Raw genomic sequence first — 12,951 nt, 5'->3', positions numbered from 1 at the left:
ACGATCCACGGCTTCGACTGACGCTTCCCCATGACCACATCAACGAGCGATCAAGCTGACAGTCACATGATCAAACCACTTTTGTTAGAGCCACTTAGGGAACCACCCGTCGCACGACCAGGGTTCCATGTCCCTCTACTTTGGCGACCTCAACGACGCGGCCGGGTCGGGGAGCGTGTACGAGCAGACCGTTCCCGATGGCCATGGCGACGTGCTCCGGGCTGGTGGCGCTGCCGGCGCTGAAGAGCAGGTCGCCGGGCTGGATGACGGACAGCGGCACGGGGACTCCTTCGCCGACCTGGGTGTAGGTGGTGCGGGTGAGCTGGATGCCGACGACGCCGTAAGCGCGTTGCATGAGGGAGGAGCAGTCGCACCGGCCGCTGGGGTCGCTGCCGTGGGGGTTGGTGCACGAGCCACCCCACTGGTAGGGGGTGCCGCGCTGGGCGAGCGCCCAGCGGATGGCCTGCTGAACGGGTAGAGGCGCGGTGGCAGGGATCTGGTAGCCGGCGGCCGGAACGGTGCCGGGCGGCATGGCCTCGTAACTGGTGGCCGCCGTGGCGGCGCAGCTGCCGTCTCCCGCCATGGCGGGTAGGACCGAAGTCATGCCCGCGGTGCCGAGAGCCGGCGCGATCGCCTGCTGCAGGGCAGTGGCGAGCGGTTCGTGTCTCGCGTAGGCATCGGGGAAGCCGGACTTCTGGACTTTCTGTGCGGCAACGGTCAAGGGCATCTGCTCCCAGCCGGTCACCGACTTCAGTGCCCGGTAGAAGCGCGTGGCGGCGTAGACGGGGTTGAGGATCTGCTCGCGGCTCCCCCATCCCTGAGAGGGGCGTTGCTGGAAGAGGCCCGGAGAATCGCGGTCGCCGCCCGGCAGGTTGCGCAGGTCCGATTCCTGCAGGGCGGTTGCCAGCGCGATGACCTGGCCGCGGGCGGGGATGCCCAGCTGGACTCCGGTGGCGACGATGACCTTCGCGTTGGGGATCTGTTCGGCCGGTACCGACAGGCCTGCCACGTGGATGTCGGTGGGGGCCCCGGCCAGGACTTGCCGTACCTGCTGGGCGACTTGAGCGGCGTCCACGTCGTCCGCTTGTCCCGCCGCGCTGAACTGCGGGGCCATCGCCTGAACGTTTCCTGGGCCCAGCCAAGCCGACGCCTGAGTTTGTTGTCCACAGCCCGTGACGCTGGCCGTCATCGTGTCGGTTGTTACGGTTATGGGTTGTGACTGAGCTGCTTCCCGAGTTCCCGTACCACCCTGACCCCGTCGCCACGGGCGTGATCGCGCCTTCTGGCACGGCCTGTAGCTGCTGCCGTCGAGAACGCGGGTATGTCTACAGAGGCCCGGTCTACGCGGCCGAGGAGCTTGGGGGGCGGCTGTGTCCGTGGTGCATTGCGGACGGCAGTGCTGCGGAACGGTTCGACGCTCATTTCACGGCGGGAAGGTGCCTGGGCGACGACGTGCCCCTTGAGGTCTTCGCGGCGGTCGACCGGCACACTCCGGGTTTCGTCGCGTGGCAAGAGCCCCAGTGGTTCTTCCACTGTGGCGATGGCGCCGCGTTCCTCGGCGTGGCCGGAGCCGCCGAACTCGCTGCCTTTCCGGAGGCACTGGAGATGCTGCGACGGGAGGCCAACGGCTGGGGCTGGCCGTCGAACCAGGTTGAGCACTTCCTCGGCTCGCTGGACAAGGACGGCGAGGCGTTGGCGTATCTCTTCCGGTGCCGGGTCTGCGCAACCCACCTCGCCTACTCCGACTTCACGTAGGCCCTGCCGGCGAGTCGAACGGCATCCCGAACGGTGTCACTCACCAGGAAGTTTTCGGGGCAGGTAGACGGCCTTCGTATGAGCATGCGTTCCGCCACGGAATAACGCTCATACAAGGGCCGCAGAGGTGAGTGTGCTGGATCACGATGCCCGGCGGGACGCGTTCGACTTCGCGTCACACTTCCGGGAGGACCTGTACGCGTACCTGACCGCACGCGGCGACACGCTGTTCGAGCTGTGCGACGCGATGCTCTGCGAGGACGGCCCGGTGACCTCGCCGGTCGACCTGACACTGCTGGCCGAACACCGGCGCGGGCACGGCATCGGCGGCCAGGCGGCGCGCCTGCCACGTGGTGCGCGGGGCGAGGACCCACCGCACGAGCGAGAAGCGAACGCGGCCAGTGCCAGCTGTCATCCGGGCCGCCCCGTCGGGGAGGTCCTCGGGGGGCGGCGCCCGAGTGGTTCGGAGCGATCACGATCGCGAGTCTGGCGACAGCCACCGCGCTAGGGTGGCCGCCGGCCGGAGAACACCGGAACGGGGCCACTGCCTGGCCTCGGGTTGACGCCTGCGCACCGACGGCGCCCCCTGGCTCGGGAGGTGCGGGGGATGATGCCTGGCTAGGCACTCTTCGGTTTGCGCCCGGCTGTCTTCTTCGCAGCCGTCTTCTTCGAGGCCGTAGCTGCGTTGCCCGGAGCCTGCTTCTTGGCGGCGGTTTTCTTTGTCGTGCGCTTTGCGGGGAGCTCGTGGACGCTGGCTTCGTCACCCGTCTCGCCGCGGCTGGCCTTGGCGGCTTCGACGGAGGCGTTCAGGGCTGCCATCAGGTCGACGACCTTCCCGGAGGGCTGCGGGCCTTCCGGTTCGACGGGCTTCGGCATGCGGTGCTCAGACTTCGCCGCGATCATCTCCTCCACCGCGTCGCGGTAGCGGTCGCGGTAATCGTTGATGTCCTCCTGGGCCATCGTTTCCAGCAGCTGGATCGCGGCCTCGACCTCCGCTGCGGAGACCTCCGCGGCCGGGACCGTGACGTCGCGGGGATCCCGGATCTCATCGTCCCAGCGCATCGCATGCAAGACAATGGCGTCTTCCTTCACCCGGAGCAGGCCCAGGCGCTCGCGGCCGTGCCAGGCAAATTTGGCGACCGCGACTTTCGCGCTGCGCTCCAGCGCCTGCCTGAGCAGGGTGTAGGGCTTCGCGGCGACCTGCCCGTCGGAGGCCAGGTAGTAGCCGGCCCCGACCTGGACCGGGTCGATGGACTCGGCCGGGACGAACGCGACGATCTCAATGGCCTTTGCAGTAGGCAGGGGCATCGCGTCAAGTTCGGCGTCCGTGATCTGCACGATCGTGTCTTTCGCGACCTCGTAGCCCTTGCCGATCTCGTCCTGGTCCAGGACCTTCCCGTCGAGCTCGCACACCTTCCGGGTCCGCACCCGGCCCATGTCCTCCACATGGACCATGTGGAAGTTGATGTTGTGGTTCTCCGTCGCGGGCAGCACCTTGATCGGAATGGTGACCAGGCCAAACGAGATCGCGCCGGACCAGACAGGCCGAGGCATCCACACCTCCCAGACTGCCCCCCTTGAACAGGCAACCAGCCTAAAACGGTGCAGATCCACAGGCACCTGGAGGCAGACCCACGGCTTGCCCACGGAGATCGCGCCGGACGCGCCTTGTCAGTGCACCCTGCCGCCGCAGTTCGCCTCGACCCCGATGCGCCCGACGCCCCGCACATTTTGTTCGAACGCATGTTTGAAGATCTGAGCTATGGTGGATATCCAGCCACTGGGACAGATGGTGCATAAGGGGGCGAGGAAGGCAGGAGGTGTGTGATGGACCGGTTCGTGCACCTCCACAACGCCTCCGGATACTCCGCCCGCTACGGCGCCTCCCACCCAGATGCCCTGGTCAAGCGAGCAGCAGAGTGGGGAATGACCGTGCTGGCGCTGACGGACCGGGACACGGTCACAGGGATCGTGCGTTTCGCGAAGGCGTGCGCCGCCCATGGTGTGCGGCCGGTTTTCGGCGTTGATGTGGCGGTGGCACCGGTCGTCGATTCGGAGCCGGTGCGGCGTCGGACGCCGGTGCGCGGCGGTGCGTACGTGGAGGAGGCGCCGCTGCGGGTCACCCTGCTGGCGCAGAACCTGGGCGGCTGGTCGCGTCTGTGCCGTGTGGTCTCCGCTGCCCATGCGGACGCGGCGGGCGGGCCGCCGGTGGTGTCCTGGCCGGTGCTGCGCAGGTACCTGGACGAGGACGTGACGGTGCTGCTGGGTCCGGCGTCGGAACCGGTGCGCGCCCTGTCCGCGGGGCGTCCTGATCTCGCGGAGCGGCTGATTGCTCCGTGGCGGGAGCTGGCCGGTAGCTCTCTGCGGCTGGAGGTGCTCTGGTACGGATTGTCGGGGACGGGGCCGGGGTCTCTGCGGCTGGCGGCGCGCACCCTGCAGCTCGCCGACCGGCTGGGTATCACGGCGGTGCTGACCAATGCCGTGCGCTACGCCGATGCTGGCCAGCACCGCCTGGCCGACGTGCTGGACGCCGCGCGGCTCCTGCGCCCCATTGACCCTCGCCGTCTGGACTGTGGCGAGCGCTGGCTCAAAGACCCCGCGCAGATGCGCGAGGCAGCTGAGCAGATCGCCCGGGCCGCCGGTGCCGGGGCAGGGCGCGCGGGGCGGCTGCTGGCGGACACGGTGGCTACGGCGGAGCAGTGCGTGGTGGATCCAGTGGCGGATCTGGGGCTGGGGCGTGCGCATTTTCCCGAGCCGGAGGCCGTTGGCGCCTCACGGGAGGCGGGTGGTGCGGCGCGGCTGCTGCGCGAGCGCTGCGAGGCGGGCATGGTGCGCCGTGGCCTGGACCGTGACGCCCGGGCAGTGGGCCGGCTTCAGGAGGAGTTGGAGGTGATCGGCCGGCTCGGGTTCGAGGCGTATTTCCTGTCGGTGGCCCAGGTCGTCGCGGACGTGCGGGAGATGGGCATCCGGGTGGCCGCGCGCGGCTCGGGGGCGGGGTCGATGGTCAACCACGCGCTGCATATCGCCACCGCGAACCCGCTGGATCATCGGCTGCTGTTTGAGCGGTTCGTCTCGGTGCGGCGCCGGTCGCTGCCGGACATCGATATCGATGTGGAGTCTGCCCGGCGCCTGGAGGTCTACGACGCGATCATCAAGCGGTTCGGGGCGGAGCGCGTCGCGGTGACCGGGATGCCGGAGACCTACCGGGCTAGGCACGCGCTGCGCGATACCGGCATGGCCCTGGGCATCGCACCCGGCGAGGTGGACCGGATCGCGAAGTCGTTTCCCCACATCCGCGCCGCCGACATCCCCGCCGCCCTCAACGAGCTGCCGGAGCTGCAGCCGTTGGCGGGTGAGGCGGGGCGGTTCGGGCCTCTGTGGGAGCTCGCGGCGGGGCTGGACTCCCTGCCGCGGGGCATCGCGATGCATCCGTGCGGGGTGATCCTCAGCGACCGCAGCCTGCTGGACCGCCTGCCGGTGCAGCCCACCCCGGGCGGCTACCCGATGGTGCAGGCCGACAAGGAAGACGTCGAAGACCTCGGGCTGCTCAAGCTGGATGTGCTGGGGGTGCGGATGCAGTCGGCGATGGCGCACGCGGTCACCGAGATCCAGCGCACCACCGGCACCCGCATCGACCTGGACGACCCGGCCCAGGTGCCCCTCGATGACTTCTGGGCGTTCAAACTGCTCCAGGCCTCCGACACGATCGGCATGTTCCAGCTCGAATCGCCGGGCCAGCAGGACCTGCTGGGCCGTCTGCAGCCGCGCGATGTCCAGGACGTGATCGCCGACATCTCCCTGTTCCGGCCCGGGCCGGTGGCCGGCGGCATGCCCGCGGCCTACATCGCCGCCCGCCACGGAGCCCCGCCCGCCTATCTCCACCCCGACCTCGAGCCTGTCCTGTCGGACACCTACGGGGTGACCATCTGGCACGAGCAGATCATCGACACCTTCGCCGTCCTGACCGGCTGCGACCGCGCCCTGGCAGAGATCGCCCGCCGCGCCCTGGCGGACCCGGACCGCCTGCCCAAGGTGGAAGCCTGGTTCCACACCGAAGCCTCAGCACGCGGTTATGAGCCCGAGATGCTCACGCGGGCGTGGGAGGTGATTGCGAGTTTCGGGGCGTACGGCTTCTGCCGGGCCCACGCCGTCGCGTTCGCCGTGCCCGCCCTGCAGAGCGCCTGGCTCAAGGCCCACCACCCCGCCGCTCTCTATGCCGGCTTGCTGGAGCACGACCCGGGAATGTGGCCGCAGCGGGTGATCGTTGCTGACGCCCGCCGTCACGGCGTGCCCGTCCTGCCCGTCGACATCAACCGCTCCCGCCCCGCCCACATCATCGAACAGCTCCCCAACGGCACGTGGGGGGTGCGGCTGTCGCTCGCCGCGGTCAAGGGCATCCGGGAGGACGACGTCACCCGCATCGCCGCCGGCCAGCCCTACACAAGCCTGCAGGACCTGTGGCAACGCGCCCACCCCGCCCGCCCCACCGCCGAACGCCTCATCGAGATCGGCGCCCTGGACACCCTGCGCGCGCCCGGCGAGGGCCGGATCACCCGCCGCGACCTGCTGCTGCAGATCACCGAACTGCACCGCCAGACCCGCGGCCGCCAACGCACCGGCCAGCTCCCCCTCGACCAGGCCCCGCCGGTCGCGGAGCCCAGCGGCCTGCCCGAGATGACCGCCCGCGAGGCGCTGGGGGCCGAACTGGATGTGCTCTCCATCGATGTCTCCCGCCATCTGATGGAGGACCATCACCGGCTGCTGCGGGAGATCGGCGCGACCGACGCCGTCCACCTCCAGGCCCTGCACCCGGGGCAGAGCGTCTTGGTTGCCGGGGTGCGCGCCTCGACGCAGACTCCGCCCATCCCCTCGGGGCGCCGGGTCATCTTCGTCACCCTCGAAGACGGCACCGGTCTGGTTGATGTCGCATTCTTCGACGACAGCCACGCCGACTGCGCCTACACCGTCTTCCACTCCGGCCTGCTCCTGGTCCGCGGCACGGTCGAAAAGCGCGGGCCGCGCCGCACGGTGGTCGCCTCCATGGCCTGGAACCTGGACGAGCTCGCCACCGCCCGCCGCGACCACGGACCTGAAGCCGCGCTGCGCCTGCTCGGACAGCCCGCCGCACACCCCACCCCCGCCCAGCCGGCCCCGGCCCCGCAGCGCACTCTCGCCAACGGCACTGCCGGAGCCAGGCTCAGCGCGTGGGCCGACCTCCAGCCCGCCGGCACCCGCTCGGCCGACCTGCGCCGCCTCGGCCACCAAAGTCAAGGAAGTGCGGGGTGAACGCCATGACCACAGCCAGCACCCGCCAGCGGTGCGTGATGCGTATCCGCTTCCACCTCAACTACAGCGACAGCGACCTGTTCGACCGGCTGCTCACACTGGTGGAGCAGTTCACGCCGCGCTACCAGCCCTTGCCTCCTGACACCGTCGACCTCGACCTGACCGGTGCGCTCGGTTACTTCGGCCAGGACCCGCACGGCATCGGCCAGCTCCTGCGGCTGCGCGCGATGGCCCTGTACGGCGTCCACACCACCGTGGGTGCCGGCCCCAACCCGATGATCGCCGCCATGGCCGCAGCCGAGACCTTGCCCGGCCGCATCACGGTCATCCCGCCCGACGCCGTCACCGCCTTCCTCACTCCCCGCCCCGTGGCCGCCCTCCCCGGGGCGGGACCCGCCACCGCCAGGACGCTGGCGCAGTTCGGCATCACCACCATCGGGCAGCTCGCCGCCACGCCCTCCGCAACCCTGGCCCGGCTGCTGGGCACCACCACCGCGCGCGAACTCCACACCCGCTCCCAGGGGCACGACCCGCGCCCCGTCACCCGCACCGCACTGACCCGCTCCACCGGCGCCACCCACCGTTTCCCTCACAACGAGCTCGACCCACACCAACACCGCCGGGCCCTGACCGGCCTGGCCAACGTCCTCGGCCTGCGGCTACGCGAACAACGCGAGGCATGCCGGGCGGTAGCGGTCACCGTGCGCTACGCAGATGCCTCCACCACCACCCGCAGCCGCACCCTGCCCGAACCCACCGCCCACAGCAGCGACCTGAGCCGAGCAGCCCGCCAGCTGTACACATCGCTCGGCCTGCAACGGGCCAGAGTGCGCGAGATCTCTCTGCGCGCCCAAGGCCTGTGCCCGGCCGAACAGGCGCACCATCAGCTGCAGCTCGACCCCGCCGACGACAAGACCCGGCGGATCGAGCAGATCGCCGACGCCGCCCGGGCCCGCTTCGGCGCCCACATCATCCGCCCCGCCACCCTCGCCGCCCCGCCCGCCTGAAGCAACACCGCCGCCGCAAGGAGTCCAACCTTCCGATGCATCCTGACCGCTTCCGCCAGCTCTGCCTCGACGTCCTGCCCAAGGCCCCCGACATCACCGCCGCTGACCCGTGGGACGACGAGGATGCCCCGCCGTACGGCATCGTGATCACCATGACGTCAGGCAGCCGCCTGTGGATCGCCATCACCGCGGCCCTGGCCCCCGGCGCCCGCAACGACTCCGCCGACGTGCCCGTCACCGGCCCGCCCCTGACTACGGTGCCCGCCCCCGACCTCTACCAGGACCAGACGATCACCCCGCGTGCCGCCGAGGACTACCTCGCGGCCGCTCTGGCCAACAGCCAGCACCCGGAACTCGCACGGGCCTACGGCTACACCGCCCAGGCCGCCACCCGTCATCCCGGCATCGGCGCCGAATTCCACAACGGCGCCCAGGCGTTCCTGCCCTTCGCCCACACCTCCCGCGCCGGCCAGAACCGGCGCCGGGACCGCTACCGGCTTCAGAACACCTTCTGACCCTCACAGCTGCGCCACCAGGCGCAGGCGGGGTGTGGCAGGCCGGTCCCCCAGCGTGAAAGCCAACGACTCTGAGAGGAGTGCACGTGGAGCCGCGGCACATCACACGGCTGCAGTTTCAGGAAGCGGGCCCTGCCGTGCAGGGCGAGTGGACCGACGCCACGACTGCCCTGAGCCGATACAGCACCTGGGTCGGACTGTACGGTGGCGACCCCGCTGACGGTGCGACTCGTCGAGGAAACCGGCGGGCGACAGTACGTGCGCAGGATGTGGGTGCGTGGCCGGGAGGTCACGGTCCAGTCGGCGCAGTAGCTGGCTGCGGTCGAGAAGCCGGGGCATGGCAACGCGTTGCGGCTTCTCATCGCAACGGCCTGTGCTGCGGACCGCGCGCGAGGCCTTGCAGCGGCTTCCAGGCGCATGGGCGAATGTCACAGGCCGGTGATCGGATGGGCCGATGACACCATCGACTTCTGTCATCGAGGGAACCGGTGACCTCCTGCAGGCCGACGTGACCGCGCTCGTCAACCCCGTCAACACGGTCGGGGTGATGGGCAAGGGTCTCGCTCAGCAGTTCAAGCAGGCCTACCCGGCCATGTTCGCCGACTACCGGCAGGCGTGCCTGTCCGGCGAAGTCAGGCTCGGCCGAATGCATGTGTGGAGCGCGGGCGAGGCGGCGCGCCCCCGTTACGTGATCAACTTCCCGACGAAGGGTCATTGGCGCTCGCGCTCGCGCATCGAGGACATCGAGGCAGGCCTTATGGATCTGGTGGCGACCGTCCGGCGGCTGCGTATCGACTCCCTCGCCGTCCCGGCCCTCGGCGCGGGACTGGGCGCTCTGGACTGGGCGGACGTCGAGCCCCGCATCCGGTGCGCCTTCGCTGGCGCCACCGCCGTCGGTGTCTACCTGTACCCGCCCCGTCCCTCCCGGTAGCTCCGGCATCAATGAAGCGGGATCGGGCAGGAACGCGTGCCGCAGGAGACCACTTGGCTCCGGTGCCCCTTGCCGGAAGATACCCAGGTGACGGTCTTCCCAGGGTGGGCCTGTCGGCGTGCGCCGGGTGAGCGTGGCCCTTACCGTGAGGGCTCCGCCCCTGACAGGACGGGTGGATCGGGGGCCCGCGGTCATTCGCACGTGCGCGGGCCCCTTCCCGCTTGTCGTCTGACCCCGTCAGGGGGTGACGTAGTCGCCCCAGCTGAAAGTGGCGACATAGGCCCGCCGAACTGCTTCCCTGCCGCGTCCGCCCCTGATGTGGATGACGGTGAGCGCGAGGATGAACCAGGCGGTGAAGCCTCCTGCGACGATCAAAGTCCAGCGAGCGCCGGACAAGCTGGCGATAACGATCAGAGCAATGGTCGTCACGGCCAGTCCGATGTGGCCGCCGCCGATATCCGTGCCGGACCTGTTGCCGCCTGTCATGAGAGCCTCCGTCGAAGATAGGGCGCGCTTTAACCGATCAGGCGGCGGCGCCAGTCGATGGGGGTGATGGTGATGGCTCGGTCGGGGTCGTGGTCCCACTCGGTGTGAAGGCCTGCTGCATTGAGTGCGGCCACGACCTCGCGGCCGATGGCCGTCGTGGCTTCGGGTGAGCCGTCGAAGCCGCCGTAGAGGAGCATCAGTCCGCCGCCTGCGGTAGCGGAGTCCGTGCACTGGGTGTGGAAGTAGACGAAGCCGCGGGCATCGGGGTCGGCTTCCTCTGCGATCTCGCTCTGGCCGCAGCTGCGGCAGCAGGTGAAGTTCTCCCGAGCCGTGATGCCGGCTTCCTCCAGGGCGGTGAACGCGCGGGTCAGCTTCTCGGGGTCCGTCTCGCCCTGCCAGGTCGCCTGCTCGGCGACCCGCTCCAGCCACAGCCGGTCGGCCAGCTCCTGCGCCTGCTGGGGCGAGAGGGGCCTGCGGTCCTCGGTGACCAGATAATCTTCGGCGAGCTCGGCCAGTTCGGCGCGGGAGGCATAGCCGCCGGCCAGTACCTCGCGGACGCGTCTCTCTAGCTCCGCCCTCTCATCGGCGCCGAGGTCGAGCGGCGGCACGTGTGGGGTGGGGCCCAGGTCCAGCAGCGACCACGCCGGGCCGGCGTCCCAGCCACGCTCCTGACGGGCCCAGCCGGTGAGCACCGCGATCACGGAGCCGGGCTCGTCGGCCGTCGCCTGGAATTGGCGGTCAGCGGCCCCGTCGCGGTACTCCAGCATGTAGTCACCGCCCGCCTCATGCCACACCTGGGCGAAGACGTCAGGCAGGTCGGGTATGCGCTGCATCACCAGGAAGCGGTCGCCGTCACCGCCGATCCGCCGCACCAGCCCTGCCAGCTCCTCGGCGGACACTTTGACGTGCCGCTCCCCGTTCTCCGTCCTCACCGCGATCTCAAGCATGACCGAACCCTAAACGTGGTCAGGTGCTGCCCTGGAGCGTCGGGACGGGAGCGCCCCGCCCCCGGGGCGACCTTGCGGTCAGTTCACCGGAGGCGGGGCACTCACCTCACATGGGCAGGCATCGCCCGCCCGGCGCCTCAGTACAGGTCGCGGTAGGTGTTCCAGCCGTCGCCGAGCTTCACCCGCGTGGTGAAGCCGCCGTAGCCGTTGGAGGTGTAGCGGAACAGTTCACCACGGGAGTTGGAGGCCAGCAGGTCGCCGCGGCCGTCGCCGGTGAGGTCGCCGGGGGCGGCGAGGTTGCTGTACTGCCCCCAGCCGCCGCCCACGTACACCCGCGTCTTGAACGGTGAGGTGGAGATGCCGGTGCCGGGGTAGAGGTAGAGCTTGCCATCGCCGGTGCGGGCGACGATGTCGGTGAGGCCGTCGCCGGTGAGGTCTCCGGCGCCGAGGATCTTGTCGTACGCGCCCCAGCCTCCGCCGGTCTTCAGGCGGGAGGCGAAGCCGGTGCCGGAGCCGGTGCCGCGCTGCAGCCACAGGGTGCCGGAGGCGTCGCGGGCCAGGAGGTCGCCCTGGCCGTCGTTGTTCAGATCGCCGGGGCCGATGACGAGGTTGTAGCGGCTCCAGCCGGCGCTGACCCCGTTGCCCTCGTTGTAGAGCCAGTTGTCGGCGATCTCCAGCAGCTCCGGCTGGCCGTTGTCGTCGAGCGAGGAGGTGAAGCGGATGTCGGCACCCGGCCAGCCGGCGGTCTTGCCCACCTGCTGGCGGCTGCCGAGCTGGCCGTTGTTCAAGGCCTGGTAGTAGAACAGCGTGCCCTGGGCGTTGCGGCCCAGGATCTCGCTCTTGCCGGTGAACGGAGCAGCGCCGGAGGCGTTGAAGGAGGACGCGACGTTCCAGCCGTCGCCCCAGGTGCGCCGGGGCTGGAAGTTGCTATGGCCGTCGGCGAGGTAGAGGTAGGCGGTGCCGTTGTTGGCACGGGCGTAGAGCTCCGCGTGGCCGTCCCCGTTGATGTCGTCGATGCTGAACAGCTGGTTGTAGATGTCCCAGCCGCCGCCGATCTTGACCCGGCCCTTGAGCGGGTCCGCGGTGCTGCCGCTGCCGGTGCCGCTGTAGAGGTACAGGTCGCCGCCGGGGGTACGGGCCAGGACGTCGGCGATGCCGTCGCCGTCGATGTCGTTGGCGCCGAGCAGCTGGTCGTAGGCCTGCCAGCCGCCGCCGACCTTCACCTTGCCGGCGAACGGGTCCCCGCCGGTGTTGCCACCGGCGTAGAGGTAGAGGTCGCCGCCGGGGGTGCGGGCCAGCAGGTCGGGCTTGCCGTCGCCGGTCACATCACCGGGGGCAATGATCTTGCTGTAGGCGTTCCAGCCGCCGCTCGACCAGCCGGGGTTACCGGCGGAGGAGGTGGTCGCCTGCGGGTAGAGGGTGAGGGTGCCGTTCGACGACAGCGCCAGCAGGTCGGGGCGCCCGTCGCCGGTGAGGTCGCCCGGCGTCAGGACGTCCTTCAGCCACTCGCTCTCGTGGTAGGGAAAGGAGTACTGCGACTCGTCCGCCCCGTTGAACATCTGCAGCCACCACTTGCCGCTGGGCGTGCGGTAGAGGAGCTCGGAGACGCCACTGCCGTCCAGATCGAACCGGGGCTTGGCCGCACCGGCCGCGGCCGCGCCGGTCAACCGGTGAGCATTGTGAGCCGGCAGCGTGAACGAGGGGTGGGCCGGCTCGGGCTGGACGGGGACGGCTGCCGTGTGGGGCACCGCCGGCGCCTGCTGGGCCGACGCCGTACCGGACAGCAGCATCCCGGCCGACAGAGCCAGAGCGGTACAGGCCGCGAGACGGCCAGTGCGCAGAGCACGCGCAGAAGACAAGATTCCCCCCAGGGAAAATGGTGATGAAACGGGGTCACACTCGCCACCACCCGTGCGGCGAACGGAGTGCACGGAGACATTCCTGACCTCACGCGCGGAGTGCGCCTCGCCGTCCACGCCCGGCCATGGGCAGCCGCATGCAGAAATGCCAAGTCCCCCCGGAAA

At 70.0% G+C, this 12,951-nt stretch carries 10 protein-coding genes and 1 pseudogene; 6 read left to right on the top strand and 5 right to left on the bottom strand.

Annotation, left to right across the window (positions count from 1 at the left end):
• Positions 1–94 precede the first annotated feature (94 nt).
• On the bottom strand, positions 95–1,114 hold the full coding sequence (locus AC069K_RS34315; RefSeq protein WP_478622627.1) for a C40 family peptidase: 1,020 nt from the start codon (positions 1,112–1,114) through the stop codon (positions 95–97).
• A 101-nt stretch (positions 1,115–1,215) separates the two neighbouring features.
• Between AC069K_RS34315 and AC069K_RS34310 the strand changes: the two genes are divergently transcribed.
• Both AC069K_RS34310 and AC069K_RS34305 read left to right on the top strand, forming a co-directional pair.
• The gene (locus tag AC069K_RS34310) at positions 1,216–1,755 is read left to right on the top strand and encodes a CbrC family protein (RefSeq protein WP_478622625.1); all 540 of its coding nucleotides are present in this window, start codon (positions 1,216–1,218) and stop codon (positions 1,753–1,755) included.
• A 133-nt stretch (positions 1,756–1,888) separates the two neighbouring features.
• Positions 1,889–2,077 (top strand): annotated as a pseudogene (locus AC069K_RS34305) (NF041680 family putative transposase); the annotation flags it as partial.
• 296 nt (positions 2,078–2,373) lie between these two features.
• Here AC069K_RS34305 and ku read toward each other — a convergent pair.
• Positions 2,374–3,309, bottom strand: a complete 936-nt coding sequence (gene ku / locus AC069K_RS34300; RefSeq protein WP_478622623.1) for a non-homologous end joining protein Ku — start codon at positions 3,307–3,309, stop codon at positions 2,374–2,376.
• 273 nt (positions 3,310–3,582) lie between these two features.
• On the opposite strand from ku, the gene AC069K_RS34295 reads away from it, so the two are divergent.
• From AC069K_RS34295 to AC069K_RS34280, 4 genes are all read left to right on the top strand, one after another.
• Entirely contained in the window at positions 3,583–7,041 is a 3,459-nt protein-coding gene (locus AC069K_RS34295; protein WP_478622621.1) for a DNA polymerase III subunit alpha, read from the top strand.
• Between the two features lie 5 nt (positions 7,042–7,046).
• Positions 7,047–8,048, top strand: a complete 1,002-nt coding sequence (locus tag AC069K_RS34290) for a DNA polymerase Y family protein (RefSeq protein WP_478622619.1) — start codon at positions 7,047–7,049, stop codon at positions 8,046–8,048.
• Between the two features lie 35 nt (positions 8,049–8,083).
• Entirely contained in the window at positions 8,084–8,563 is a 480-nt protein-coding gene (locus AC069K_RS34285) for a hypothetical protein (protein ID WP_478622617.1), read from the top strand.
• A gap of 454 nt (positions 8,564–9,017) precedes the next feature.
• Positions 9,018–9,494: a macro domain-containing protein gene (locus tag AC069K_RS34280; RefSeq protein WP_478622615.1), complete on the top strand. Its 477-nt coding sequence runs from the start codon at positions 9,018–9,020 to the stop codon at positions 9,492–9,494.
• A gap of 237 nt (positions 9,495–9,731) precedes the next feature.
• Here the strand turns inward: AC069K_RS34280 and AC069K_RS34275 are convergent, their stop codons facing one another.
• The 3 genes from AC069K_RS34275 to AC069K_RS34265 all read right to left on the bottom strand — a co-directional run bounded on the left by AC069K_RS34275 (position 9,732) and on the right by AC069K_RS34265 (position 12,786).
• Entirely contained in the window at positions 9,732–9,980 is a 249-nt protein-coding gene (locus tag AC069K_RS34275; RefSeq protein WP_478622613.1) for a hypothetical protein, read from the bottom strand.
• Positions 9,981–10,009: 29 nt separating this feature from the next.
• Positions 10,010–10,927, bottom strand: coding sequence for a DUF6891 domain-containing protein (locus tag AC069K_RS34270; protein WP_478622611.1), 918 nt, complete (start codon positions 10,925–10,927; stop codon positions 10,010–10,012).
• A 137-nt stretch (positions 10,928–11,064) separates the two neighbouring features.
• Positions 11,065–12,786, bottom strand: coding sequence for an FG-GAP repeat domain-containing protein (locus tag AC069K_RS34265; RefSeq protein WP_478622609.1), 1,722 nt, complete (start codon positions 12,784–12,786; stop codon positions 11,065–11,067).
• Positions 12,787–12,951 lie beyond the last annotated feature (165 nt).

The organism is Streptomyces sp. NPDC043908, assembly GCF_056435525.1.
This window is presented reverse-complemented; position numbering and strand designations above follow the sequence as displayed.